The sequence below is a fragment of the Bifidobacterium bohemicum DSM 22767 genome (assembly GCF_000741525.1).
Classification (GTDB): domain Bacteria; phylum Actinomycetota; class Actinomycetes; order Actinomycetales; family Bifidobacteriaceae; genus Bifidobacterium; species Bifidobacterium bohemicum.
This window is the reverse complement of record NZ_JGYP01000002.1, coordinates 313,301-338,838: the sequence shown is the minus strand read 5'-3', so window position 1 is coordinate 338,838 and position 25,538 is coordinate 313,301. Positions and strand designations below refer to the sequence as shown.

Here is a 25,538-nt window from a genome sequence, read left to right as displayed (position 1 = left end):
AAGGCGGTTGTCTCGCTTTCGACCCGTCCGAGTGGATTCGATGGTTGCGCTTTTCCTTTGCGCCGAGACCGATCCTTGAACACGTACGCCGAAGATCATTGTCCCGGCACCGGAACATATCCCGGCAAGCATAGAAGGGCGGCGTTTCCTGGCGCTTCTTTCTTACTCGACGGCAGTGGGAAGCAAAGTGCGGCGCGTCGCTTTGTCTGTTTGTCTGTCCGTTTGGTCGTTGGTCGAAAACGTTGTTGTATCTCATTGAGACAGTTCGCGCCCGTTTGCTATATTGGAACCGTGAATGAAACGGCATCGAAAAACGCTGAAGAGTTCGGGTTTCACGAAGGAGACGTCATCCAGGAGTGGTTGTGGGATGACGATGTGAGTGATTCCATTCGCGATAGGATCATGACTCTGACCGGTGAGGATTTGGTCGATGAGGATTATGGCGCTGCGGTTAATGGCGTCATCATCTGGTGGCGTGACGGCGACGATGAAGATGCGCTTGCGGATACCATCGTGGACGCCTACGCCGTGCTTGGTGGTGATGGACCATTGTGGGTGTTGACGCCCAAACCTGGTCGTCCTGGAGCAGCTAGCTCCATCACTGTGCAATCTGCGGCCACAACGGCTGGAATGAATGCTGCCACCCCGTTGACGGTTTCCGACGATTGGAATGGCATTCACTTGACGCCCTATGGCAAGGGCCGCTAACGGTTTTGTCAGACGGTTGTTGGGGAGCTGGCATCTGATTTGAGATAGTCTCGGAATCGCCTTGGTGCATAGGGCTCAGTACCTGAGAGCTTTTCTGCACCATTATGTTGAAATACTTGGTGAAACCGTCTTGATATGCCATATCGGCACCATGCCACATGGCAAGGTGTTTGTCGTACATGTTTTGATGCCTGTATGCCACGGATCCATTCGGTCCACTGTCGTATCGGTGCCGGGGGCGCTTTCATACGACGAAAAAGCGTCTGCACATGGCGGGCTACCGCGGGTTGTGGCGAGGATGCCGGTTTTGATTGTGCGTCAGCCTTTCCCCGGTACATCTAATCTGATAGGCATGAAACCGGCGTGTGCAACCGCCATGGACAGTCGCTTGCGGTCGTTGCACACACCGGTCCGGCGCTTTGGCCACGGTTTGGTTTTTACATGCCGGGATAGAGCGGGAAATCTTCGGTGAGCTTGGTCACCCGTGCCTTCAGCGCGTGAATGTCGGCATTTTTTCCATTGGCCAATGCGGTGCCGATAATGTCGGCCACTTCCTCATACTGTGGTGCCGCGAAACCACGCGTGGCCAAAGCCGAAGTCCCGATTCGCAGGCCGGAGGCAATGGAGGCGGGGCGAGGGTCGAAGGGGACCGTGTTGCGGTTGACGGTGATGCCGCATTCCCTGAGTAGGTTTTCGCCCGTCAAGCCGTCCATCTCACTGTTGCGCAGATCTACCATCACCAGATGAACGTCGGTTCCGCCCGTCAAAACGGTGATTCCTTGAGCGGCCACATCCGGCGCGTTAAGACGTTCCGCAAGGATTTTCGCGCCTTCAAGTGTACGGGTCATGCGTTCTTTGAACGCAGGGGTGCCGGCGACCTTGAAGGCCACGGCTTTTGCGGCGATTACGTGCATCAGCGGACCGCCCTGTTGCCCGGGGAAGACGGCGGAATTGAGCTTCTTGGCATACTCCTGCTTGGCGAGAATGAAGCCCGAGCGGGGGCCGCCGAGAGTCTTGTGCGCGGTGGAAGAAACCACATCCGCGTATGGCACCGGGCTTGGGTGCAAACCTGCTGCAACCATGCCTGCAAAGTGCGCCATATCCACCCACAGCTTGGCTCCGACTTCATCGGCAATCTCTTTGAGCGCTTTGAAATCTTCGATACGGGGGTAGGCGCTCCAGCCGCCGATGATGAGCTGCGGATGTACTTCCAAAGCACGCCGACGCACGATTTCCGGGTCGATCAGGAAGGTGTCGGGGTTGACCCCGTAGGCCTCGGCGTTGTAGAACTTACCGGAGAAATTCATTTTGGTGCCGTGCGTCAAGTGTCCACCATGGTCGAGGGCCAGTCCGAGCACGGTGTCGCCCGGCTTGATAAGTGCCTGGTAGACGGCGGCATTTCCCTGTGCGCCGGAGTGTGGCTGCACGTTGGCGAATTCGGCTCCGAACAGTTCCTTGGCACGATTACGAGCCAGCGTTTCGATGCCATCGACGAATTCGCACCCACCGTAGTAACGACGCCCCGGGTACCCTTCTGCATACTTGTTGGTCAGAATCGACCCTTGTGCGTCGAGCACGGCCCGCGGCACGAAGTTCTCGGAGGCGATCATCTCAAGCCCGTTCTGCTGACGGGACAGTTCCTGGTCGATCAACGACGAGATCTCGGGGTCCGCCTGTGCGATGGGAGCGTTAAAAACGTCCGACGAACTTTGCGGCACCGCTGGGTAGTGTGGTAAGGCATTCGAAAGTTCAGTCATGATGGACCCCTTTTCTGATAGTTGACTTCTTGGGTATAAGCAATTATGTACATGCCTCCATAAAACCGGTCTCCATACACCGCATTGTGGAATGCAATGGATGGCTGGCGTGTGTGCAATCTGGGGCTGACGGGGATCGGAACTGGGCATTGGAAATCTGTGCTTGAATGGTGCCATAAACGTGTGCCGGTATCTAGAAAACCCTTGGAATCGTTGGGATTCCAAGGGTTCGTATCTGTGGGCGATGAGGGATTCGAACCCCCGACATCCACCGTGTAAAGGTGGCGCTCTAACCAGCTGAGCTAATCGCCCGATACAAGCCACTAGTTTACCTCAACCGCCGGCCACCGGAGTGTTGCCCCAGTCCTGAATGGATTCGGGTTGCCCCGTGCAGCGTTTGGCGGTCGATGGTTGGAGTCCGGTGTTTCGTGCGGGTTCAAATATGCCGCTGCTGTCAATGGTTTGGGGTTCGTTTCTGCGGTGGTTGCCAATCTGTTTTTCTTGTTCGCTGTTGTGTGCATCGTTTAGTGTCGATGTGTCGCTGATTGTCGTGGCGCGATATCGGGGATTTTGGGCTGTAGTGATGTTGCCTGTAACGGCTCCTATTGTATGGTTGTCTCAGACCTCGACCTGAATCCGCATATGAGCCGTGATATCCAGTGGTAACGGGTCACAGAAAAACTTCGCAGCATGCGGACAAAGACATCGACAAGGGCGTCTGGTTTGTCGATATTCTGCTGCCGAGTCGGACCAATGAAGAGATAGGCATCCAAGCCGGCAAAAGGATAATGCCGCAAGTTCAGCGATGAATGTGCCGTGACCTGCGTGCATGGTGTAAATCGTCGGATGGGCTCGGTGCTGCTGTTCATAAGGGTGCAAAAGTAATCGTTTCAGGCCGCAAGTGTCATATGGTTCTCTATGACTTTAACGATTTAATAATTAACGTTTTAAGTACGTCGTGAGCATGGTTTTATTTAGCGTCGTAGCATACCTGTATTATAAAACAGCATAGAGCGTTCACTTGAGGAGGCAGATTGGATGTCAGAGAATTCGTTACAGGGGCAACAAAACGCTTCTAGGTTTGACTGTGTCCGCAAGCATAAATGGGGCTATGACCCCGATCAAGTGGATGATTTTCTCGAAAAGGCACATGAGCAGTATGACCTGAACAACGGAGACTTGACTCAGGAGCTCGTGCAGAGCACGGCCTTTACTTTCACTAGGGGAGGCTATGTCATCGCCGAGGTGGATGCCGCCCTAGCACGTCTTGAACACGCCATTGTCGACCGCGATACTGCTCGTCAGATCGCCAGTGATGGTCGCGTGGCGTGGAGGGCTGAAACGGATAGGCTCTATCAGTTGATTGCCGGCCGCGGTGAGCGTCCGGCCGGAAACCGTTTTAATAAGGGCAAACACAGGCAGTCTTCATATGACGTTAAACAGGTCGATCGTATTGTCGATCAGGTTCTTGTCGTTGCGGCGGACGAGTTGGGCGTGAAGAAGATGAGGCCGAGTGAATCCAAATCCCTGCGAGATTTCGATTCCAACACCATAGCCAACGTCATTTTCACCCAGCGAAAGGGTGTTCACGGATACGATGAGCGTGAGGTTGATTACTATTTGGCTGTATGCTCGCAGTTGCTCAGCCGCGTCGAGGCATATATGCGCGCCTTGCAGACTATGGCTCAGTGCCAACTGGCATGGAACAGACATCCGCATCTGCCCAGGCCGCTGCTCCCGTCGCCTCAGCCGGAGCGGACGCCGGACAGCCAGCATTCGGTTCCACGGTAAAGCCGTTGTTCCCTGTCGACCTTTCCGCGGATCCTCAACCGCCAGTGGCGGGTGCAGAGCAGCCCGTTGTGGTACCAGCCGTACCTTCAGCGTCTTCTTACGAAACGGTTCGGCAGACCGAACAAACGGTTCTCAGCACAACGGATACCCAAGCCGTTGCACAGCCACAGAGTGACACCTCCAGGCCTGAGGACCTGGGTAGCCCCTCCTTGGCTTCATTGGCCAACACGACTTCTGCGACTGTTGATGTCTCGTCGAGCGCTTCGCAGGCGACTTCGTTTGAGTCTCCGGAGTATTCGATGCCCGGCACCAGCCCAGTGCACCCGACCAATGACTCCGACAACGGTCAGAATGGGGTTTCTTCAGACGAGCATGACATGGGAATACCGCCGCTTTCGTTCCCTCTGGCCGGCAACTAGGACTTAGTAGACATCGGGTTATTAATGCCGGTATACAGTGACGAAGGTGTGGTTCTCAAAACCGTCAAGCTCGGTGAAGCGGATCGTATCATTACCATTCTGACGCGTCATCACGGCAAAATCCGTGCCGTGGCTAAGGGTGTGCGACGTACCAAGTCACGGTTCGGCGCTCGGTTAGAACCTTTCATGCGTTGCGATTTGCTGATCGCCCAGGGCCGGTCTTTGGATGTCGTTTCCCAAGCGGTTTCAATATCGCAGTATGCTTCGCGGATTTGTGTGGATTATGCTGCATATACAGCTGCTAGTGCCATGGTGGAGACCGCCGACAAACTCATCACTGCGGAGTATGAGTCCACAGAATCCCAATATGTATTATTGATCGGCGCACTGAACGCCTTGGCGAATGCACTGCATCCTGCCGATGCGATAGGGGACTCCTATCTTATGCGTGCGCTGAGTCTGGCCGGCTGGACGCCGCGCTTGGATTCATGTGTGGTCTGTGGTAGACGCGACAATCTGGATTTCTGCTCAATTAGTGCTGGCGGTGTGATGTGTTCAATCGATCACACGCCGGCTGCCGTAAGGATCGATCTGACGGAGCGAGAGCAGCTTGAGGCTCTGGTCGAAGGCGATTGGACGACGCTGGATGCCACGGTTTTACAAGGTGATGTGCGTTCACTTGTCGAGAAATGGGGTGAATACTACCTTGAGCGCCCCATTCATGCACTGCGTCTGCTAGATTCATGAATATGGCTTTCGAACATGTGGATTACACGTCGCTGAGCGTTCCTGCGGCTCCGTTTTCTGACCCGTCCATCATTCCGTCATTTCCGAAGGGGAAAGTGCCCCGCCATGTCGGGGTCATCATGGATGGCAACGGGCGTTGGGCCCAACAACGCGGTCTGATTCGTACTGAAGGGCATCAGGCGGCTGAGCCGGTCGTTTTCGACGTCATCGCGGGTGCCATTGAAGCCGGTGTGCGTTATTTGAGTCTCTATACTTTTTCCACGGAGAACTGGAAGCGCAGCCCGCAGGAAGTGCGTTTCCTTATGGGGTTTTCCCGCGATATTATCCATCGTCGTGTGGCGCAAATGGATCAATGGGGCGTACGCGTACGTTGGGCCGGTCGACGACCACGCCTGTGGAAGTCGGTGATGGATGAGCTTGAAACGGCGATGGAGCGCACGAAGCACAACACCACCATCGACGTGGTTTTTTGCATCAACTACGGTGGTCGCACCGAACTCGCTGACGCGATGGCCGGTATCGCGCGCGAGGTTCGTGACGGGCAGATCAGCGGTGACCGTGTGACTAAAAAAATGGTGGCGCAGCACCTGTACAACCCCGATATCCCTGATTGTGATTTGCTCATCCGCACTTCCGGTGAACGACGAACCTCGAACTTTCTGCCGTGGCAGGCTGCTTACGCCGAGCTTGATTTCGCCCCCGAGCTTTTCCCTGACTACGGTCGTGTGCCGTTATGGCGTTCCATTGATCATTATACTGGCCGTGACCGTCGATTTGGGGCGATCAAGTAATGGGTGTGAGAGCCATAGCATGAAATGAATCGTTCCGGAAATCTTGGGTGGGTTTGTCGTGTGCGAGTCGTTGCCAGCGCTGACCCCCCCCCCTGCCGACTTGTGCGTGCCAGGATATTGTATCGAGGCATCAGAAAAAAGTGTGTCTTAAACGTGTCGGTTAGGCCCAATGGGATCGGGATTTCGCAAACCCGCTGATGAAATGGCGGAATCCGATTCCGCATGACTAAGATGCATGAAAATTACTTTGAAATCACTGACTCGTTTTCAATGAGTCGACAATGAACCTTGGCTGGGCTTGCTGCGTCAATGGCCGGCAGGTTGCTTAGCTCGTCCGGGAAGGGGTGGGGACCGAGCGAACGTTTTTCGATCAGTGAGATCAGCTTGCATGCGGCCCAATACCCCATCTCATATTCGGGTATGGCGATGGTGGTGAGCTTTGGCGTGAACGTATCGACGATGAAATCGAGATTGCCCACACCGATCACGGACAGGTCTTTGCCGATCGTCAGACCGCGTCGTGCCGCGCATTCATAGACGTACCACGTGCGGGAGTCGTCGTAGCAGAAGAAGGCGTCGGGGTGTTGCTCATCAAAGAGTCTTGAGACCATTTCAAGCGCCGGATCGTTGTTGCCCACATTGACCACAAGACGGTCATCGAAAGTGCGGCCTGCCTCTTTGAACGCCCGACGATAGCCTTCCAAACGCGTGGCCTGGGTGATGGTCGGCTTGGCGTTGCCGATGTATGCGATTTTCTTGGCACCCGAGTCGATCAGGCGTTTTGTGGCGTCGTAGCCGATGGCAAACTCGTTTGGCTCCACAATCGGGAATCGGTTGTCAACCGTGTTGGTGGAGATGAGGACCAGCGGTGAATGCACGAGTTCTTCGGGCACCTCGGTGACCTGACTTGATGGTTTGGAATACAGGAAACCATCAACGCCGTAGCGCTGCAGCGTGGAAGTCTGCTCGACCTGACGGGCCGAACCGTCCGTGTCCACCAGAAGGATGATGTACCCGTACCGGCTTGTGGCATCCTGGGCGCCCTGTAATGCTTTTGACGTATAGGGGATGCCTTGAATCTGCTCGGAGACGAAACCGAGGATTCCCGTCCTGCTGGTTCGTAACGACCGTGCCATCGGATTCGGCTTATAGCCCAGTTCTTCGGCCATCTGACGGACTTTGGCCGCTATTTGTGGTTTGACTCGTCCCGCATCGTGATTGTTGAGTACCAGAGACACGGTGGAAATGGAGACCCCGGCTTTCTCTGCCACGTCTTTCATTGTCATCATAAAAACCAATTTATACCCATTGACAGACTAAGCAAATCAAACAGTTAGATTTAACGGTAAGCCCGTACTTTGCCGTATTTTATAACGTATTTCGTTTGACTTCGCGTCTATGTCAAAACGATGTCGGTTCTTTGATTGAATTTGATAGAATGCCGCTACGTTGCTGTGAACAATGGGTAACCGATCGGCATCGGTGCGGTCGCATTCTCTGGGCACGTTGCGACTTCAATTGCCCGATACGGAAAATCTCCGGGATTTCAATGTCCCTCATTCATCAATCCTGTGGTTTTCTGAAAAGCGGCTATGGAATCTATGATGACTTTCGAAATAACGCTGAATGAATGGGTCGGAAGGTGCATAGCGCAGGCTCGCGTGTTCGAATCTGAACCCAAAGGTTTACTGTCACGCTGTGTCGGTAGAGTGTGCACACAGTATAATTGTCATGAATCGGCAGATTTCAGCCGATTGAAGCGGAAGGTGTGTCGTGGCTCAATCCAAACTTGATGAAGTCGTGTCGCTGGCTAAGCGTCGTGGTTTTGTGTTCCCCGCAGGTGAGATTTACGGCGGCACGCGTTCCGCATGGGATTACGGTCCGCTGGGCGTGGCGCTCAAGGACAACATCAAGCGCGAATGGTGGCGCTCCATGGTGGTCACGCGCGGCGATGTCGTGGGCGTGGATACCTCCGTCATCCTGCCGTCTGCCGTGTGGGAGGCCTCGGGTCATGTCTCCGTATTCAACGACCCGCTGATTGAATGCCTCAACTGCCACAAGCGCCAGCGTGCGGACAAACTCGAGGAGTCGTATGCCGAGAAGCATGGCGACAAGATGCCTGAAAACGGTCTGAAAGACATTGTTTGTCCCGATTGCGGCACACGTGGACAGTGGACCGAGCCTCGCGACTTCAACATGATGTTGCGTACCCATCTGGGGCCGGTGGAGGACGAGACGTCTTTGCACTACCTGCGTCCTGAGACCGCACAGGGCATCTTCGTGGATTTCAAGAACGTGATGACCTCCTCCCGTTCGAAGCCGCCGTTCGGCATCGCAAATATCGGCAAGTCGTTCCGTAATGAGATCACGCCCGGCAATTTCATTTTCCGTACGCGCGAATTCGAGCAGATGGAGATGGAGTTCTTCGTAGAGCCCGGCACCGACGAAGAATGGCATCAGTATTGGATCGACACCCGCACCCGCTGGTATACCGACCTTGGCATCAACCCGGAAAATCTACGCCACTATGAGCATCCGAAGGAAAAGCTGGCGCACTACTCCAAGCGTACCGTCGACATCGAATACAAATTCGGTTTCAAAGGTTCGGACTGGGGCGAGCTTGAAGGTGTGGCCAACCGTACCGACTTCGATCTGAAAGCCCATCAGGAGCATTCCGGCGAGGATCTGACCTACTTCGACCAAGCCAGTGGCAAGAAGTACATTCCCTACGTTATTGAGCCGGCTGCGGGTCTGACCCGTTCGCTGATGGCCTTCCTCGTGGATGCCTATGCGGTTGACGAGGCTCCGAACACCAAAGGCGGGGTGGACCGCCGCACCGTGCTGCGCCTCGACCCAAGACTCGCTCCGGTAAAGGCCGCCGTATTCCCTCTGAGCAAGAAGCCGGAACTGCAAGGCGTGGCGCATGACCTTGCCGCCGAGCTGCGTCAGCATGAGCTGATGATTGACTACGACGAGGCCGGTGCCATCGGGCGTCGGTACCGTCGTCAGGATGAAATCGGCACCCCGCTGTGCATCACCGTCGATTTCGACACCGTCGACGATCACGCCGTCACCATTCGCGAGCGCGACACCATGCAGCAGGAGCGTGTTGCTCTCGACAACGTGACCCGATACGTTATGGATCGTGTGGGTGAGAAGCGCGTGCGTTATCCCGAAGGTCCTGTTTCAATCGTGGGCAATATCGCCGCTGATGGTGCGGTTGACTTCGCCAAGGAGTCCGGCATTGACGAATCCGCACCGGTGAAGGTGGCAGAGGCCGGCGGTCTGTATTGAGTCATGTTGGTTGATAAGCGGTAAATAGGGGATACGTGAGTAGTACGAAAGATATGGATGCCTGGTTCGCCAAAGTCGATTATTCGCAGGCGCGCCAGGAGTTTAGCGATGGCTGGAAGCAGACGCTGAAGGCGCTTCCGGGGCTTGACCGCTCGGATGCTCAAAAGCCGGATGCGGCGGAATGTCTGGCGGAAGATGTCGAAAAGACGTCGAAGGCCGCTGGCGCACTTGAACCGTTAACTGCTGATGACGGCAAGCGGTCTGCGATTGCTCCCGTGGATCTTGGTTCCATCCATGTTCAGACCCCGGTCGTGCTTTCGCCCATGGCGGGAGTGACCAACTGGCCGTTCCGAACCATTTGCGAAGCATATGGGGCTGAGGGTTTGTACGTGGCGGAAATGGTCACCTCGCGCGCGCTGGTGGCCCGGAATCCCAAGGCGTTTCGTCTGTGTCGTTTCGCTCCAAGCGAACGCCCGCGTTCATTGCAACTGTATGGAGTGAACCCTGAGATTACTGCGCAGGCCGCTCGCATGGTGGTCGAAGGCGATTTGGCTGACCATGTCGACCTCAACTTTGGTTGTCCTGTTCCCAAAGTCACCCGGCGTGGTGGGGGCTCGGCTCTGCCGTGGAAATCCGATCTATTCCGCGAACTCATTCATCGTGTGGTCGAGGTATGCCAACCGGCTGGCATACCGGTGACGGCCAAGATCCGCGTGGGCATCGACCATGAGCATGAGACTTTTTTGGAGGCTGGACGCATCGCTGAAGACGAGGGTTGCGCTGCCGTGACCTTACATGCGCGGACTACTGCTGAATACTATGGCGGGCACTCGGACTGGTCGAAAATCAGGCAATTGGTCGAGGCGCTCGACATCCCGGTTTTCGGCAACGGTGACATCTGGGGTGCCGACGATGCGTTGGAAATGGTCCGTCAGACCGGTTGCGCCGGGGTGGCCGTCGGCCGTGGCTGTCAGGGGCGGCCGTGGATTTTCTCCGATATCAAGCATGCTTTCGCAGGTGATTCGTGCCGTTTCGACCCCACTTTAGGTCAGGTCGGCCATATCATTCTGGCTCACGGGCGCTTGCTGACCGATTTTTACGACGGCGACGAACGCATGGCCGTGCACGATTTGCGTAAACACATCGCCTGGTATCTGAAGGGTTTCCCGGTCGGAGGCTCGACTCGAAAGGCGTTCATGGAGTCCGAGTCGCTTTCGGATGTCGAGTCCGTGCTCTCGCGGCTCGATCCATCCGTGACGTATCCCGCACGTGTCGAGAACAAGCCCCGGGGTCGGGTGCGTTATGCGAAAAAGGTTCATTTGCCATACGGATGGCTCGATTCACGCACTACAACGCACTCGGAACGAGAACAACTTTTCGGAGACGATCCGATGGATGCCAGCTATTGATCAATCTTTGGCCTGCTTTTTTTGCAGGCCATTTTCGAATCAATGGCCGTCTGCTGTCCCGCAACATTCAACACGCCGTCAATTATGCCGAAATTCGGCTATTCTTACGTATATACTGGCCATATCGACATGAACAATCCTCCTACCGTAATCAGATACTGAGCGGACGTCAGTGATAAACCGTGGTACATACCGCGAAATATCCTTAACCTAGGCGTGTTCTGCGATAGAGTAGTAAGCATAACCGTAAGTGACAGGAGACCATGGTGAGCGAGATTGCCCAGACTGACAATTTCAACGATAAGACGAGCATCAAGGTGGTCGGTGTCGGCGGAGCAGGCGGCAATGCCGTCAACCGCATGATTGCCGAGGGATTGCAGAATGTCGAGTTCGTTGCGATTAACACCGACGCGAAGGATCTGCTCCGCAGCGATGCCGATGTGAAGATTTCCCTCAGCGATCAGAACAGTCGAGGTCTTGGCGCCGGAGCGGACCCGGAGAAAGGCGCCAAAGCGGCGCAGGATCATCAGTCCGACATCGAAGAGGCTTTGAAGGGCGCGGATATGGTCTTCGTCACGTGCGGCGAAGGCGGTGGTACCGGCACGGGCGCAAGCCCCATCGTGGCTCGCGCGGCCAAGCAGCAAGGTGCGCTCACCATCGCTGTGGTCACCCGCCCGTTCGACTTTGAGGGGCCCCAGCGTGCCGCTTCCGCCAAGCTCGGTATTGACAACCTCCGCAAGGAGGTGGATGCTTTGATCGTCATTCCAAACGACCGTCTCCTCGAGCTGTCCGACAAGACCATCAGCATCATGGAGGCATTCAAGACCGCTGATACGGCGTTGCTGGCTGGCGTACAGGGCATCACTGACCTGATTACCATGAACTCCTACATCCACGTCGACTTTTCCGACGTCACCGCGATTTTGCGCGGCGCGGGCACGGCTCTGTTCGGCATCGGTTCGGCTCGCGGCGAAGATCGAGCCACTCAGGCGGCCGAAATCGCCATCAGCTCGCCGCTGTTGGAGGAGAGCATCGAGGGCGCGCACGGCGTACTCATCAACGTGGCCGGTCCGAGCGATCTAGGTATTCAGGAGTCCAGCGCGGCCGTGCAGCTCGTTCGAAAGGCCATTCATCCGGAGGCCCAGATTATCTGGGGGCTCGCTCTGGACGACTCCTACGGCGACGAAGTACGTGTCACGGTTATTGCGGCCGGCTTCGATTCCGAGCCCGACAAGACGCCGTTGCAACTGAACGACGATGTGCCGGCCGGTTCGGATCAGAGCGATGAACCGGCCGCCGCTCCGTTGGTCACGTCCGCTCCGGACAACGTGCCCTCTGAGCCGTCGTCCGCGTCAGCCGACACTTCCTACACCGGTGCCGCAGACCAGGACGTACCGCCAATCGCCCCTCTGGATGACCCCGGAGACCTTGACATACCCGACTTTCTGCGCTGAGATCAGCAGGAACGACTTGCATCGAAAGGATAGATGATGGCTGGATACATGAAAAAGGCGATGTCATATCTTGGTATGGCTGATGTCGTCGATGATGATGACGAATTGATTGACGACTCATCCACTGATGATTTGACCGGCTTTGATTCTGACGATGCCGTCATGCCTATTGCGTCTGGCGAGGGCGAGGGGCCTGCGAGCGGCACAGGGTCGAATTCCCACCCCTTCCCAAGCAGGGGAGTTGATCGCATCGTGACCTTCCACCCCAAGGAGTACAAGGATGCCGACAAGGTCGGACGGGCTTTGCGTGACGGTGTGCCTGTCGTGCTGAATCTCACGGGTGTGCCTGGTCCCGTGGCGCGTCGTATCCTTGATTTCGCGGCTGGTGTGGACTTCGGTGTCTCTGGATCAATCGAGCGAGTCACTCCCACCGTCTTTCTCCTCAGCCCTGCACAGGTCAACATCAACGCCTCTGAGTCTGCGGATGGTGCTGCAGATTTGTACTGAGAAAGGTCGCTATGTCACTTGCGTTCATTTTCTTTATCAAATTAATCCTGTCTTGGGCTATTAGGATTTATTCGACGATACTGCTACTCCGGATCATCATGGACTGGGTGTTCGCTTTGGCACGTAACTGGCGCCCTGGCAACGTGATTATGTCCATCTATAATGTGCTCTATTCCCTAACACAGCCGCCGCTGCGATGGCTAGGTCGATATATCCCGCCGCTGAGGTTGGGCAGTGTCGGATTGGATTTTACACCGATTGTGTTATGGTTCATCTTAGACGTCATAGCGGCGCTGCTGGTTTACTGAGGCGGTTCATTGTTGCACGGAGAACTCGCGATTGTCGCGGATTGCGACGTTACCATCATGGGAACTTGGGGTAAACGATATGTCGAAGACGAGGAGCACGCGGAATCGGTCGTTCAGCACTGTTCTGTTTCAAGAGCGCCACAATGTCGATGGGTTCTATAGGTTCCTGGATACAGTCTGTGCAGGTATTGATGAACCGGACCGGCAAGTGGCGTCTCCGCGAAAGCAGTCGACCGCAACTGGCGTGTCTGTAGTACACCAATCAGCAAGCGTTGTTGCTCCGGCGTTCCAAGGGGGCGTAGCGTCAGCGTCCGGTGATGTTGCGATGTTGCCGGTCGACGTGAAAAAGAGCGAACCGCACATGCTTGCGATTGCCGATATATCGCAGACCTATGCGTCTTCGGACTATCAGGTCGGGCATTCCGGCATCAATGATGATTCCTCGGCACAGGTGCCTTGGAATTACTGACCTAACGATTCTTTGGAATCGACTAATCGGTGCAGAGTACACTGTGTAGTGTATTCTCACAACAGAGAACATTGTAAGAGGCAGTCAAGGCCCCAAAGTGAGGTGGTAAGGATATGGCACTGTTAACGCCGAAGGACATCAGAGAGCATGCCTTCCAGACCGTACGGTTCAAGGAGGGGTACGATATGGACGAGGTTGATGACTTCCTCGACCAAGTGACCGAGACCGTAGAGGCGCTGGGCAAGCAGGCCATGCAGTCCGGCCAGTCCACGCAGGCGCTCGGCCCGGATGTCAGCAATCTCAATGCCAAGATTTCTGAGCTCAGCGGTCAGGTTCAGACTTTGACCAATGAGAACAAAACCCTTAAAGATGCCGCAGCCAAGGGAAACGGCGTTTCTGAAACACAGGGTGCGCAGTCTTCTCAGGTTGTGGCCGCAAAGTTGGCTGAGGCGGAGGAGAGCAACCGTGGTCTTTCCGAGCAGAATAAGCAGCTCAAGGATCAGGTCGATCGCCTCAACGCCCAGATCGATCAGCTGACTGCGCAGGCGGCGAAGGCCCAGAACAGGCCTGACCTGACCGAGCAGCTGACTGCGGTGCAGCATGAACGCGATGAGTTCCGCGCAAACAACCAGAAAATTTCCCGCGAGCTGTCTCAGGCGCAGCAGAAGCTGTCCCAGGCCGAGCAGCAGTCTCGCCAGTTGCAGGACGTGTCCCGTCAGCTTGAGGAGTCTCGTCAGCGCGAAAACCAGCTCCGTGCCCAGATGTCCAAGGTTGAGCCCAGCACCGAGACCGGCAGTTTGCAGAAGATCGCCGGCGCCGCTAGCGGGGCTTCCAGCGAACCTGAGCGTGCCACTGCCATGCTCACTCTTGCCATGCAACTGCATGACCAGTATGTCGACAAAGGCAAGGCTCAGGCCAAGGAAATCACCGATGCCAGCCAAGCCAAGTCCCAGGAGCTTGTCACCAAGGCCAACGAATACTCGGATCGCATTCGCACCGAGTCCGACGATTACGGCAGGCGGACTCGCAGCGAGGCTGACCAATATTCCAAGCAGACCCGTTCGGATGCCGACTCCTACGCCAAGAACAAGAAGAGCGAAGCTGATTCCTACGAGGCCGATGTTCAGCATCGTGCGGCGGACTACGACCATAAGACTCGTTCCGAGGCTGAGGCCTATGCCAAGCATGTGCGCGAGGAACTTGAGACCAAGGCGAAGATTGAGCAGTCAAACATCGAGAGCCTCAAGAAGTTCGAGAATGAGTACCGTAGCCGCCTGACCGACTTCCTTAACCAGTTGGTTGCCCAGGTCTCCGATGCGAATACCTTCAACAAGTTGGAAGACAACAAGGACTGAGTCCACGAATATGAAGAGTGTTCAACCTAAGCGACTGCGCCTTCGCGCGGCCGTTTTCGTTATTGTGGCCGCGGTGGCGCTTGTGGTTGATCGGGCAACCAAACTGTGGGCGCTTTCCGCTCTGGGCGGGCAGCGTACTATCCGCATCGTGCCGGGGTTACTCTCGCTGACACTGGTGCATAACCCCGGAGCCTCGCTCGGAATGGGCTCGTCAATGACGTGGCTCATCTCCTGTGTGGCTTTGGCGGCGTGTGTGCTGTTGGCATATCTGGGGTTCAAGTCGACTCATTTGAACTGGACGGTGGCCTTGAGCCTCGCTTTCGCAGGGGCTTTGGGCAACCTGATCGACCGGGTGATATATGCCGATGGTTTTTTGAACGGCAAGGTCATCGATTTTCTCAACTACGGATGGTCAGTGGGGAATGTGGCCGACATCATTCTTTTCGTGTCCGCAGTCTACATTGTCGTGCTCATCTGCCGCAACGTACCGTTCGGTTCCGAAGGCTTACGACCCGAGGAAGGGAGCGATGGTAATCGTTCGTCGACCAGCCATGATGGCCATGCGCGGTGAGATGAGACGGCCTACGACATCAGCTTGTCTATCGGGCCTTGGCAAGCTGGCATCGGCGATATTCGGAATTGGGGGAGAGGACCATTGAATCGCATCACTCCGGCGCCGGATGCTCTGATTGGCAGACGTTTTGACGTGGCTGTGGCAAAGATGCTGGGAGTTTCGCGTTCCAAGGCCGCTGAACTGATCGAAGACGGTCAGGCAGGTGTGCTTGGACGTTCGATGGACAAAGCAGCGGTCTTGTCGGAAGGAGACATCGTTGATTTCGAGCTCCGTGAGGAGCAGGCGAGCGAGGAGCCGGTCGCGCAGGAAATGGGCATCGCCTATGAAGACGACGACATCGTAGTGGTCGATAAGCCCGTTGGCGTGGCGGCACATGCTTCCGTCGGCTGGACGGGGCCAACGGTGCTCGGCAGTCTGATTAGGCGGGGTGTGCATATCACTTCATTGGGCGCGCCGGGACGTCAGGGCATTGTCAGCAGGCTGGATGTGGGTACCAGTGGCCTTATGCTGGTATGCAAATCCGATCTCGCCTACACGCAGATGCGTCGTCAGTTCTCCGAACATGAGGTCCTCAAGACCTATCATGCATTGGTACAAGGTGATTTAAAAGAGGATCGGGCAACCATCGAGGCGCCTATCGGGCGCGCCAAAGTCTCGGATTTTCGGTTTACCGTCACGGCCGCCGGCAAGCCCGCTGTGACCCACTGGGATGTTCTTGAACGATTCGGGCGGGCCACTCTCGTTTCCGTCAATCTTGAAACCGGGCGAACCCACCAGATACGTGTGCATTTCTCGTCGATCGGACATCCGTTGGCCGGTGACCCCATGTACGGCGGTAACCCCAAGTTGGCTGAGCGTTTGGGCCTTAACCGTCAGTGGTTGCACGCCATGCAGCTTGAGTTTCGCCACCCTCGCACTCATGTTTGGACGACCGTGCGTTCCACTTACCCCGCCGACCTCGCGCAAGCTTTGGAGCTCATGCGTGAGCAATCCATGCCATATGCAAGAAATGAGATCCGTCAATGAAGCGTTTCGCGGTAGGTTATGAATTTGTGTGCCGTATCATTCTGATGGTTTTCGTCGTACACATGGCATTCATCGTCCATACCTTGCTAGGCTTGGTCGTCGGTGGTCTTTTCCCGTCAATTGCGGCCTGCTACGGCACCTATCGCAGATGGCTGCAGGATGTGGATGACCGGTCGTGGAGCGTCAAACACACATGGCTTACGTTCCATGCGTCATGGCGCTCCGAACTCAAATCGGCAAATATCCTTGGTTGGCCCCAATTTCTGGTGATGATGTTGCTGGCCTGGGAATACTGGATCACGATGCATAATGACATGGGGGTTGTCGGCATCGGCATTTCAGGGGTCCTGCTGGTGCTGAACCTCATTTACGGCCTGTTCGTCTCGTTGAGCTGGGCGATACATGTTAATTTCGACGGCGGCTTGTGGTGGACGGTCAAAACGTCGCTGTCCATGGTGATCGCCCGGCCGCTGTGCTCGCTGATGGTTCTTTTGCTGTTCATCATCACTGTGTGGGCTTATTACACCTGGCCGGGGCTTGCGGTCGTCTTCGGCATGGCTGTGCCTGCCTTCGCCACTATGATGGCCGTGTATTCGTGGGGTCGTGTGCCCGGGATGGATGTACACGAACTGGAACCGAGCGAAAAGGATCAGCATAGGCGAAACGATGACCTGAAGCGGTAGCGGCGAAGTCGTTCAGCGACATGCCGCGTCGGTCTCGTTCAAACGGTGAGCGAGATGCCGCGAACACAAGCGGGACAAGGTGTGGCGTGAGGTCGGCTTGGGTCGGTATCGTGGAGGTCATGACTCAATCCGGAAACTTCGTGCAACTGCATAATCATACGCACTATTCACTGCTTGACGGTGCCTCCAAGATTCCCGATCTGGTCAAACGCACCAAGGAACTGGGCATGCCGGCCGTCGCCATCACAGACCACGGCAACATGCACGGGGCCTATGAAATGTGGAGTACAGCCGTTAGCGCCGGTGTCAAACCGGTTATCGGCATTGAAGCCTACGTCACTCCTGAAACCGCTCGAACCGACAAGTCAAGAGTGCATTGGGGCACCGAGGCCCAGCGCAGTGACGACGTCTCCGGCGGCGGTTTCATCACCCATATGACGATGTGGGCCGAAAACGACGAAGGTCTGAGAAATCTGATCAAGGCATCTTCCGTTGCCAACCTTGAGGGGCGAGTGGGCAAGTGGCCCCGTATGGATTATGACGTTCTTGAGACGTGTCACAAAGGTGTGATCGCCACCTCCGGTTGCCCATCCGGGATTATCCAGACCCGCCTTCGCTTAGGGCAGTACAAGGAGGCGCTACGAGCCGCTCACCGCCTGCAGGATATTTTCGGCAAAGACAATTTCTATATCGAGCTGATGGATCACAACCTCGAGATTGAGAAACGCGTGGTCAAAGACCTGCTCAAAATTGCCAAGGAGATCGGCGCGCCCATCATCGCGACGAACGATTCGCATTATGTCCATGAAGAGGACCGCGGTTCCCAGGACGCCATGCTGTGCATCAACTCCGGTTCTCACTTGGACGACCCGGATCGCTTCAAATTCGACGGCTCCGGCTATTACATCAAGTCGGCCGACCAGATGCGGCGGCTGTTCGCCGAGCTACCCGAAGCGTGCGACGCCACACTTGAGGTGGCGGAACGCTGCAACGTAATCTTCGACGATCACGAGGACGGCGCGTTCATGCCCAAGTTCGATTGCCCTCAGGGTTGGGACGAGACGTCACTCTTCCTGCATGACGTACAGCAGGGTCTCGAACGGCGATATAACGGTAACGTGCCGGATAACGTGCGGCGTCAGGCCGATTATGAATGTGGCGTTATCTCCCAGATGCAGTTCTGCGGATACTTCCTGGTGGTGGCCGACTACATTCAATGGGCCAAAAACAATGGTGTGATGGTCGGTCCCGGCCGAGGTTCGGCGGCAGGGTCGATGGTGGCGTACGCGATGGGTATTACAGAGCTCGACCCGTTGAAGCATGGTCTGATTTTCGAACGTTTCCTCAACCCAGAGCGCGTCTCCCTGCCTGATATCGACGTGGACTTCGACCCTGAGGGCCGCCAGCGCGTGCTTGACTACGTGGCGGACAAATACGGCCACGACAAAGTGGCGCAGTGCGTCACCTACGGCACCATCAAGACCAAACAGGCCTTGAAGGACTCCGCACGTATCATGGGGTATGAGTATTCCGTGGGTGAGAATATCACCAAAGCGCTGCCGCCGAGTAAGAACGGCAAGGACGCAAGCCTCAAGGACATGTTCGACCCGAATTCCAAACGGTACGCCGAAGCCCGCGAGTTTCGGGAACTGTACGATTCCAACCCGGACGCCAAGCGCATCACCGATGAGGCCAAGGGCATCGAGGGGTTGATCCGCCAGACCGGCGTGCACGCCTGCGCCACGATCATGTCCTCGACGCCGATCACCGACACCTCGCCGCTTCTGGAACGTACCGACGGCACGGTGACGACGACCTTCGAATACCATACCTGCGAGACGCTCGGTTTGGTCAAGAACGACTTCCTGGGCCTTTCCAACCTTACGGTGATTCGCGATACGCTCAAGAACATCGAACTCAACGGCAAGGACCCCATCGACTACACGAAGATTCCACTTGACGACAAGCCCACATTCGACCTGCTTTCGCGCGGGGACACCCTTGGCGTCTTCCAGCTCGATGGTGACGGCATGCGGGCTCTGCTCAAGAGTCTCAAGCCCGATAACTTCAACGATATTTCCGCTCTGATCGCATTGTATCGACCGGGCCCTATGGATATGGACTCGCACAACAACTACGCCAAGCGCAAGAACGGCCTGCAGGAAATCACCCCGATTCATCCGGAGGTGGCCGAACCCCTCAAAGAGGTGCTTGACGAGACCTACGGTCTGATTGTCTATCAGGAGCAGGTGCAGTCGGCCGCGCGAATTCTGGCCGGTTATTCCCTCGGCAAGGCAGACGTGCTGCGTCGAGCGATGGGCAAGAAGAAGCCTGAGGTGCTGGCTAAGGAACAAGTGCCGTTCTTCGAAGGTATGAAGGAACATGGGTATTCCACCGAGGCGGCACAGGCCGTATGGGACATCCTGGTGCCGTTCTCCGGATACGCATTCAACAAGGCGCACTCGGCGGCGTACGGCCTGATCTCCTACTGGACCGCATATCTCAAGACCCACTACCCGGTCGAGTTCATGGCCGCTCTGTTGCAGAACGAGCGCACCAACAAGGACAAGACGGCGCTTTATCTCGGCGAGGCTCGACGTATGGGCATTCAGGTGTTGCAGCCCGACGTCAATGAGTCGCGGTATGAGTATGCTCCCGCCGGCGACATCATCCGTTTCGGTCTTGGCGCCATACGAAACGTGGGCGACAAGCCGGTTGCCGACATCGTCAAGGAACGTGAAAGCGGCCGTGGCAAGTTCGTCAATTTCATGGACTTCATCCGTCGTGTGCCGATAACTGCGCTGAACAAGCGTATGGTTGAGTCATTGATCAAGGCCGGGGCGTTCGATTCCATCGATTCGAACCGTCGTGCGCTGTTCCAAATCCACGAGTCGGCCATTGACTCCGTCATCAGTCTTAAACGTAAGCAGGCAGAAGGGCAGTTCGACCTGTTCTCCGATATGGATGGCGACGCGGGCTCATCCGAGACCGACGTCATGGGCGATGCCCAGATCAGCGTGCCCGACATCGAAGAGTGGGACAAGAAGACCAAGCTCAACTTCGAGCGCGAGATGCTGGGCCTATACGTCTCGGACCACCCGCTTTCCGGTATGAGTGCTGTGCTTTCGGGTCTGCGCGACATGTCGATTGCGCACCTGCTTACCAGCGCCTCCACGATGGACGATCGCCAGCAGGTGACGTTGGCCGGATTGATAACGTCGGTCGATAGACGAGTGTCGAAGAAGGGTAATCCGTGGGCGATTGTGACGATCGAGGACATGGAGAGCTCAATTCAGTGCATGTTTTTCGGCAAGGCGTATACCAACGCGGCTGATTTGATGGCCCTTGACGAGGTGGTGCAAATTCGCGGGCAGGTGGAGTTACGCGACGAGACCGTCAGCTTGCGGGCCAATGAAATGGTCGTCCCGAACTTGGAAAACGGCGACGAACGGCCGCTGACCATTGCACTGCCACAGATTGCGCTCGACCGCAACCGTGTGATGGATCTGGGCCGGATTCTGACCAATCATCCGGGGGTATGCGAGGTTCGTCTGGCAATCATCAACCCCGAGGCAAAGACACAGGTGCTTACCTTCGGCGATCGTTTCCGTGTCAAACGAGATCCTTCGCTGTTCGCTGAGCTGAAGATCCTTTTCGGACCGAGTTGCCTGCCCGCCGCGTAGGCCTTATATGCGGTGCGCCCTGTCTAACGGCATTGCGCGTGCCGTATTGGTCGGCGGTCCGGCGGCTGTGCCATCGTAATGTGTGGCGGTCAAGGCCGACTCTGTTTGCAAAGTGCTGCCCTATACCGTCATATGTGAGTGATAACAATGGAAAACGCCTTATGATATGGTTCAATGCAGCTTTCGATGTGGTCGGCAGACCACACGTTTGATATGCTGTGTGCATGAATGACAACACAATGCGAATAGTTGACCGGCGTGGGAAACGCCTCAGTCGCGCACAGATGCTGAAGCCATGCCTCGAGCCGAATGGGTACGGGCGAGGCCTGCGACGCCGTACGCCTGATCCTCGATGACGTCAGGGCACGTGATGCCGCGGCATTGAGGGACTTCGAAGAGAAATTCTACCGCATTCGCCCCATGATCTATGTGCGCCGGTAGCGGCTATGCGGCAGGCGTTCGATAGGCTCGACACTGAGGTGCGGGCGGCTATTGGGGGAGTCGTCCCGGCGTATCGGCAAGGTGTGCGAGTCGCAGGTGCCGAAGGCGTTCTCGGAGGGCGTTTCCCAAGCGTTTTATAGTCGTCTATAGAATGACATCGAGCGCGAACGTCAACGGTGGACTAAGGTGTCTAGTTAAGCGAATCGTTCATGCCGGTTGCCGGCGTCGCCCGTGGCGGGTCTAGGTGTTGGCAGGCGGGACGATAATGGATGTTAACGCGTTTAGTCGAGAGGAACGGTGGTTGACGATGAGTGATGACGACAAGAACGGACGGGTTCCTGATCTGCCTGATGATGCCCATTTCAGTGACGAGGAGCTTGAATCGGCTTTGGCTCAGTTTGAGCGGGAGTTCAATGACGATTCCGATGCAGTTGCCAAGGCTACCTCGAAGGCGGAGGCGGATTCCGATGCATTCGCGGCGGACGGTGACGATATCGCCTCTTCTGGTAACGCCGCCGCCGATGATGGCGATTCGGTGGCGAAGGGGGCAGAACGCGCCCTCAGCTTTGATGATGAACTTGAAGGTTTGATCGGCAATCGCGCCAAGGCCGCCATCATTTCCACGGGCCTGGCCGCGGCGGATCTTTTGGCTGCATTCTGCCAGATGGCTGACATTTCGGCGCATTGCTTGGCCGACGAGCGTGGCGCGGTTGCGATATTGCATAATCTGGATGGAGACGCTCCGGAAAATGCCGCGCGTGACCTCACCCAGATGATTACCGGCATGCCTGTGGTGCTGTGCGTCAACCGTGCCGCCAAGCTGACGGCTACGCTCTACATGGCAGGCGAACCTGGACGGGAATTTGCTCCGCCTCTTGTGCTTAGCTCGACTCCGGCCGCAGTAGAGGATTTGATGTTGGGCGTGTCGACCATCGATGATCTCAGGGATCAGGGTGAACACCTGATTGACACGGCCGATTTTGACCATGATAAAGCGATGCAGGTGATTTCAGATCATACGAAATTTGGCCGTGGGGGATCGACTATTGAATAGGCGGTGATTAACTCGGTCGGGGCTTTTTCGGTGGGTGTTGGCAGCCCCGACGAGCTTGGCCATGCGAGGCTTGTGGTGCCCAGCACGGATCAACTGCGCTATGAGGACATCGAAAGTGCTTGGGAGCGTCGCTGACTGTTCCGTATCTTGAGTGCCCGTTGGCTGAACGTGCGATTTTCGGGGTAGATCCGATGGTTCGCACAGTGGCTGACGGGCCTTTGGTCCCTGTACGTTGTTGGTTTGGTCCGGCAATGGCTCATGCCGTCATCTTTTTTGGTTAATGTCAGACGTTTAACCGGAATGTAATAGCGTTATGAGAAAATATGAGAATGGATAAGCAACAGGAATTCGCGCTGCGCACCGTTGAAGAGCGCGATGTAAGGTTCATTCGTCTCTGGTTCACCGACGTACTCGGTACGTTGAAATCCGTGGCCATAGCGCCCGCCGAGTTGGAGGACGCCTTCGACGAGGGGCTTGGCTTCGACGGTTCCGCGATTGAGGGCATGACTCGCGTTTCGGAAGATGACATGATCGTCAAGCCCGATCCATCGACCTTCCAGTTGTTGCCGTGGCGAGGTGAGTCACAAGGCACCGCAAGGATGTTCTGCGACATCCTCACTCCTGACGGGGACCCGTCGTTGGGTGACCCGCGCCGCGTGCTCAAGCGCGAGCTGGAAAAAGCCAAGGAGAAGGGATTCACCTTCTACGTGCATCCGGAAATCGAGTTCTATCTGTTCAAGCAGCAGGATGATTTCAGTACGCCGCCCGTGCCGATTGATCATGGCACCTACTTCGACCATGTGCCCCGCAGTCCTGCGATGGACTTCCGTCGAGCGGCCGTGAACATGCTTGAACAGATGGGCATTTCGGTGGAATACTCCCACCATGAGGCCGGTCCAGGGCAGAACGAAATCGACCTGCGCTATGCCGACGCGATGGCCACGGCGGACAACATCATGACATTCCGTACCGTGGTCAAGGAGATTTCGCTTGAACGCGGCATCCATGCCAGTTTCATGCCCAAACCACTGACTGACGAGCCCGGCAATGGCATGCACACTCATTTAAGCTTGTTCGAGGGGGACTCCAACGCCTTCTATGAGGCAGGCCAGGAGTTCAACATGTCGCTTACGGCGCGGCAGTTCGCGGCTGGCATCCTCTATCACGCTTCGGAAATCTGCGCCATCACGGACCAATACGTCAACTCGTACAAGCGGCTGTGGGGTGGCAACGAGGCTCCAAGCTATGTGTGCTGGGGCCACAACAACCGCTCGGCCTTGTTACGCATCCCGCAATATAAGCCAGGTAAAGGCAACTCGGCTCGTATGGAGTTCCGTGCGCTCGATCCGGTGACCAATCCATATCTGGCCTTCGCTGTGCTGCTTGCGGCGGGGCTGGACGGCATCGAGCAGAAGATGACCCTTGGCGAGCCGACCAGCGACGCGGTGTGGGAGCTTACTGACACCGAGCGTCAGGCGATGGGCATCCAGCCGTTGCCGGAGTCGCTTGACGAGGCCCTTAAGGTGATGGAGAAGTCCGATTTCGTGGCGGATGTACTCGGTGAGCACGTGTTCGAGTACTTCCTGCGCAACAAGCATCAGGAGTGGGAGGAATACCGTCATCACGTCACCCAGTTCGAATTGGAGAGGTTCCTGCCTAATCTGTGATATGTCTTCGTCGTGCGCTCGCGGCGCGTTCGCTGAGCCGATGAATACAGCGTGCGACGAAAACCGATATGCGGAAAGCTCGCTGTTGTGAAAAGTGACCGAGTGCGACGACGGAGTCTGTATGCAACGTGGTTGTCGGGCAGGAGTGGTTTGTGGTAGGTTCGCGTAGCTTTCGAACTGCTGCCGAAGCGTGACGATGCGCGGTGCGACGCCGGCCAAGTAGGAGCAAGCAGGACGTCATGCGACAATCGTGACGGAGCACCGAGGCCTTCGCGTAAATTACGATGCGGAATCCAACGACTGCAATTGCGCGTTCCTACCTCCGTGGGTCCCCGAACCAGCCGTTGTAAATCAGTGCAAAGTTGCGGTTGCCGTAACTCGAGCATGCGTCTCCTTCGCCGCCCCCTGCCTTGAGTGCGGCGGTGTTCGGCTGGTAAGGCGTGTAGATGTAGAGCATTGCGGTTGCTTGGTTGACGATGTAGACCTGACTGCCTCCGCAACCTTTGTTCGGATGGTATTGCACATAGTTGAGTGTGCCGGCGTGGTAGCCGTATTGGCCTTCATGGGCTTGATAGTATTTGAAACGCCTTGCCGAACCATAGACCTGACGGAAGAATCCGGCGTATTGCGGGTCGCAGTCGGCGTCGTCGGGGCAGCTTAAGCCCATTGCGGACTTGTACTGGAAATCGCTGGGATTGGTCGCGCTGACCAGATGCTGCTCCTTTTGCAAAATGGTGAGGAGTACTTTTTCGCTGATGCCACACGCTCTGGCGGACTTGGTAATGATGTCGCCGGCGCGTTCGGCTTTGGCTCCTTTGTATTCGCCGGGGCAAAGGTTGCTGACGGGCATGGTGGTGGTGTCAAAGGTCTTGTTTTTCAGGCAGTTCGCTGCGGTGCAGCTTGGGTTCTGCTTGTCAAGGAACGCCTGTACTTCGGCTGCATTCATGGCATCGGCGTTAAAGAATTGGGCGTCGGAGATAATCTGCCCCGGATTGAAATCATACTGCCGGGTGAGTTGTTCCTGACGGCGTTGCGCTTCGGTGACCTCGACATGCCATTGAATCAGTCGGGTCAGCCCCATCACCAGTGCCATGGCGCAGATTACCGCGACGATGCCGATGCAGATCATCGTCGCATGGGCGGCCGCTCCGCCGTTCCGCCACCGCCGTGATATGACGGCGATTGGCCCCTTGCGGCCTTGGCTGTTGCGGCGTTTGCGGACTTGCTGCTTTCTGGAGGTATGCACGTAGGCCATACTAATGTCAATCCTCGATGAGCGGATACGCCATCGTCGGTACAACCGATCGCTGAATTCAATCACACGCCATTGGGCGGCCGACGGATAATCGTTGTTGTCACGGGTCCAGGGTTCCGCTCATACGGACTTGAACGGTTGGTGCA

22 protein-coding genes, 1 tRNA gene and 1 pseudogene are annotated in these 25,538 nt (G+C 56.3%); 20 read left to right on the top strand and 4 right to left on the bottom strand.

Translation table 11 applies throughout. The annotated features are described in order from the left end of the window. The first annotated feature begins 282 nt into the window (after nt 1-282). A complete protein-coding gene (locus BBOH_RS03690; protein WP_161786419.1) occupies nt 283-708 on the top strand; it encodes a DUF3052 domain-containing protein in 426 nt (141 codons plus the stop codon). Nucleotides 709-1,145: 437 nt separating this feature from the next. Here BBOH_RS03690 and BBOH_RS03685 read toward each other — a convergent pair whose 3' ends face one another. Together BBOH_RS03685 and BBOH_RS03680 are read right to left on the bottom strand one after the other, a co-directional pair. Further along, nucleotides 1,146-2,465, bottom strand: a complete 1,320-nt coding sequence (locus BBOH_RS03685) for a serine hydroxymethyltransferase (protein WP_044098117.1) — start codon at nt 2,463-2,465, stop codon at nt 1,146-1,148. A gap of 238 nt (nt 2,466-2,703) precedes the next feature. Further along, nucleotides 2,704-2,777, bottom strand: a tRNA-Val gene (locus BBOH_RS03680). 726 nt (nt 2,778-3,503) lie between these two features. Between BBOH_RS03680 and BBOH_RS03675 the strand changes: the two genes are divergently transcribed. The 4 genes from BBOH_RS03675 to BBOH_RS03665 all read left to right on the top strand — a co-directional run bounded on the left by BBOH_RS03675 (nt 3,504) and on the right by BBOH_RS03665 (nt 6,213). Then, nucleotides 3,504-4,256 (top strand): DivIVA domain-containing protein, encoded by a 753-nt coding sequence (locus BBOH_RS03675; protein ID WP_052362748.1) that lies wholly within the window; start codon nt 3,504-3,506, stop codon nt 4,254-4,256. A 68-nt stretch (nt 4,257-4,324) separates the two neighbouring features. Beyond that, nucleotides 4,325-4,675 carry a hypothetical protein gene (locus tag BBOH_RS08760; protein ID WP_162177111.1) on the top strand — a complete coding sequence of 117 codons (351 nt, stop codon included), beginning with the start codon at nt 4,325-4,327 and terminating at the stop codon, nt 4,673-4,675. A gap of 24 nt (nt 4,676-4,699) precedes the next feature. Further along, complete coding sequence (recO, locus tag BBOH_RS03670) at nt 4,700-5,422, top strand: DNA repair protein RecO (protein ID WP_033521342.1); 723 nt, start codon at nt 4,700-4,702, stop codon at nt 5,420-5,422. Nucleotides 5,423-5,424: 2 nt separating this feature from the next. Continuing rightward, entirely contained in the window at nt 5,425-6,213 is a 789-nt protein-coding gene (locus BBOH_RS03665) for an isoprenyl transferase (protein WP_033521341.1), read from the top strand. Between the two features lie 242 nt (nt 6,214-6,455). Here the strand turns inward: BBOH_RS03665 and BBOH_RS03660 are convergent, their stop codons facing one another. Continuing rightward, nucleotides 6,456-7,502, bottom strand: a complete 1,047-nt coding sequence (locus BBOH_RS03660) for a LacI family DNA-binding transcriptional regulator (RefSeq protein ID WP_033521340.1) — start codon at nt 7,500-7,502, stop codon at nt 6,456-6,458. 484 nt (nt 7,503-7,986) lie between these two features. Here BBOH_RS03660 and BBOH_RS03655 point away from each other — a divergent pair, with 484 nt between their 5' ends. The 15 genes and pseudogenes from BBOH_RS03655 (at nt 7,987) to glnA (ending at nt 24,137) form a co-directional block, all read left to right on the top strand. After that, nucleotides 7,987-9,507 (top strand): glycine--tRNA ligase, encoded by a 1,521-nt coding sequence (locus tag BBOH_RS03655; RefSeq protein WP_033521339.1) that lies wholly within the window; start codon nt 7,987-7,989, stop codon nt 9,505-9,507. 35 nt (nt 9,508-9,542) lie between these two features. After that, a complete protein-coding gene (dusB, locus tag BBOH_RS03650; protein ID WP_237743120.1) occupies nt 9,543-10,916 on the top strand; it encodes a tRNA dihydrouridine synthase DusB in 1,374 nt (457 codons plus the stop codon). 266 nt (nt 10,917-11,182) lie between these two features. Then, complete coding sequence (gene ftsZ / locus BBOH_RS03645; protein WP_033521391.1) at nt 11,183-12,370, top strand: cell division protein FtsZ; 1,188 nt, start codon at nt 11,183-11,185, stop codon at nt 12,368-12,370. Nucleotides 12,371-12,406: 36 nt separating this feature from the next. Continuing rightward, nucleotides 12,407-12,877, top strand: coding sequence for a cell division protein SepF (locus BBOH_RS03640; protein ID WP_033521338.1), 471 nt, complete (start codon nt 12,407-12,409; stop codon nt 12,875-12,877). 11 nt (nt 12,878-12,888) lie between these two features. Further along, nucleotides 12,889-13,185 carry a YggT family protein gene (locus BBOH_RS03635; protein ID WP_033521337.1) on the top strand — a complete coding sequence of 99 codons (297 nt, stop codon included), beginning with the start codon at nt 12,889-12,891 and terminating at the stop codon, nt 13,183-13,185. 244 nt (nt 13,186-13,429) lie between these two features. Then, complete coding sequence (locus BBOH_RS08755) at nt 13,430-13,654, top strand: hypothetical protein (protein ID WP_143242397.1); 225 nt, start codon at nt 13,430-13,432, stop codon at nt 13,652-13,654. Nucleotides 13,655-13,767: 113 nt separating this feature from the next. Then, the gene (locus tag BBOH_RS03630) at nt 13,768-15,009 is read left to right on the top strand and encodes a DivIVA domain-containing protein (RefSeq protein ID WP_033521336.1); all 1,242 of its coding nucleotides are present in this window, start codon (nt 13,768-13,770) and stop codon (nt 15,007-15,009) included. Nucleotides 15,010-15,019: 10 nt separating this feature from the next. Next, on the top strand, nt 15,020-15,580 hold the full coding sequence (locus BBOH_RS03625; protein ID WP_033521335.1) for a signal peptidase II: 561 nt from the start codon (nt 15,020-15,022) through the stop codon (nt 15,578-15,580). A gap of 84 nt (nt 15,581-15,664) precedes the next feature. After that, nucleotides 15,665-16,609 (top strand): RluA family pseudouridine synthase, encoded by a 945-nt coding sequence (locus tag BBOH_RS03620; RefSeq protein ID WP_033521334.1) that lies wholly within the window; start codon nt 15,665-15,667, stop codon nt 16,607-16,609. Continuing rightward, nucleotides 16,606-17,292, top strand: coding sequence for a YesL family protein (locus tag BBOH_RS03615; RefSeq protein ID WP_033521333.1), 687 nt, complete (start codon nt 16,606-16,608; stop codon nt 17,290-17,292). The genes BBOH_RS03620 and BBOH_RS03615 overlap by 4 nt, the downstream gene beginning before the upstream one ends. 119 nt (nt 17,293-17,411) lie before the next feature. Beyond that, nucleotides 17,412-20,975, top strand: coding sequence for a DNA polymerase III subunit alpha (dnaE, locus tag BBOH_RS03610; protein WP_033521390.1), 3,564 nt, complete (start codon nt 17,412-17,414; stop codon nt 20,973-20,975). A 224-nt stretch (nt 20,976-21,199) separates the two neighbouring features. Continuing rightward, nucleotides 21,200-21,527, top strand: a pseudogene (locus BBOH_RS09535) (histidinol dehydrogenase); the annotation flags it as partial. Nucleotides 21,528-21,723: 196 nt separating this feature from the next. Further along, nucleotides 21,724-22,470, top strand: a complete 747-nt coding sequence (locus BBOH_RS03605) for a hypothetical protein (protein ID WP_033521332.1) — start codon at nt 21,724-21,726, stop codon at nt 22,468-22,470. 3 nt (nt 22,471-22,473) lie between these two features. Continuing rightward, nucleotides 22,474-22,605, top strand: a complete 132-nt coding sequence (locus BBOH_RS09390) for an HAD family hydrolase (RefSeq protein ID WP_272945335.1) — start codon at nt 22,474-22,476, stop codon at nt 22,603-22,605. Nucleotides 22,606-22,799: 194 nt separating this feature from the next. Continuing rightward, complete coding sequence (gene glnA / locus BBOH_RS03600) at nt 22,800-24,137, top strand: type I glutamate--ammonia ligase (protein ID WP_033521331.1); 1,338 nt, start codon at nt 22,800-22,802, stop codon at nt 24,135-24,137. A 316-nt stretch (nt 24,138-24,453) separates the two neighbouring features. Here glnA and BBOH_RS03595 read toward each other — a convergent pair whose 3' ends face one another. After that, complete coding sequence (locus BBOH_RS03595; protein ID WP_237743119.1) at nt 24,454-25,392, bottom strand: hemagglutinin; 939 nt, start codon at nt 25,390-25,392, stop codon at nt 24,454-24,456. Nucleotides 25,393-25,538: the final 146 nt, after the last annotated feature.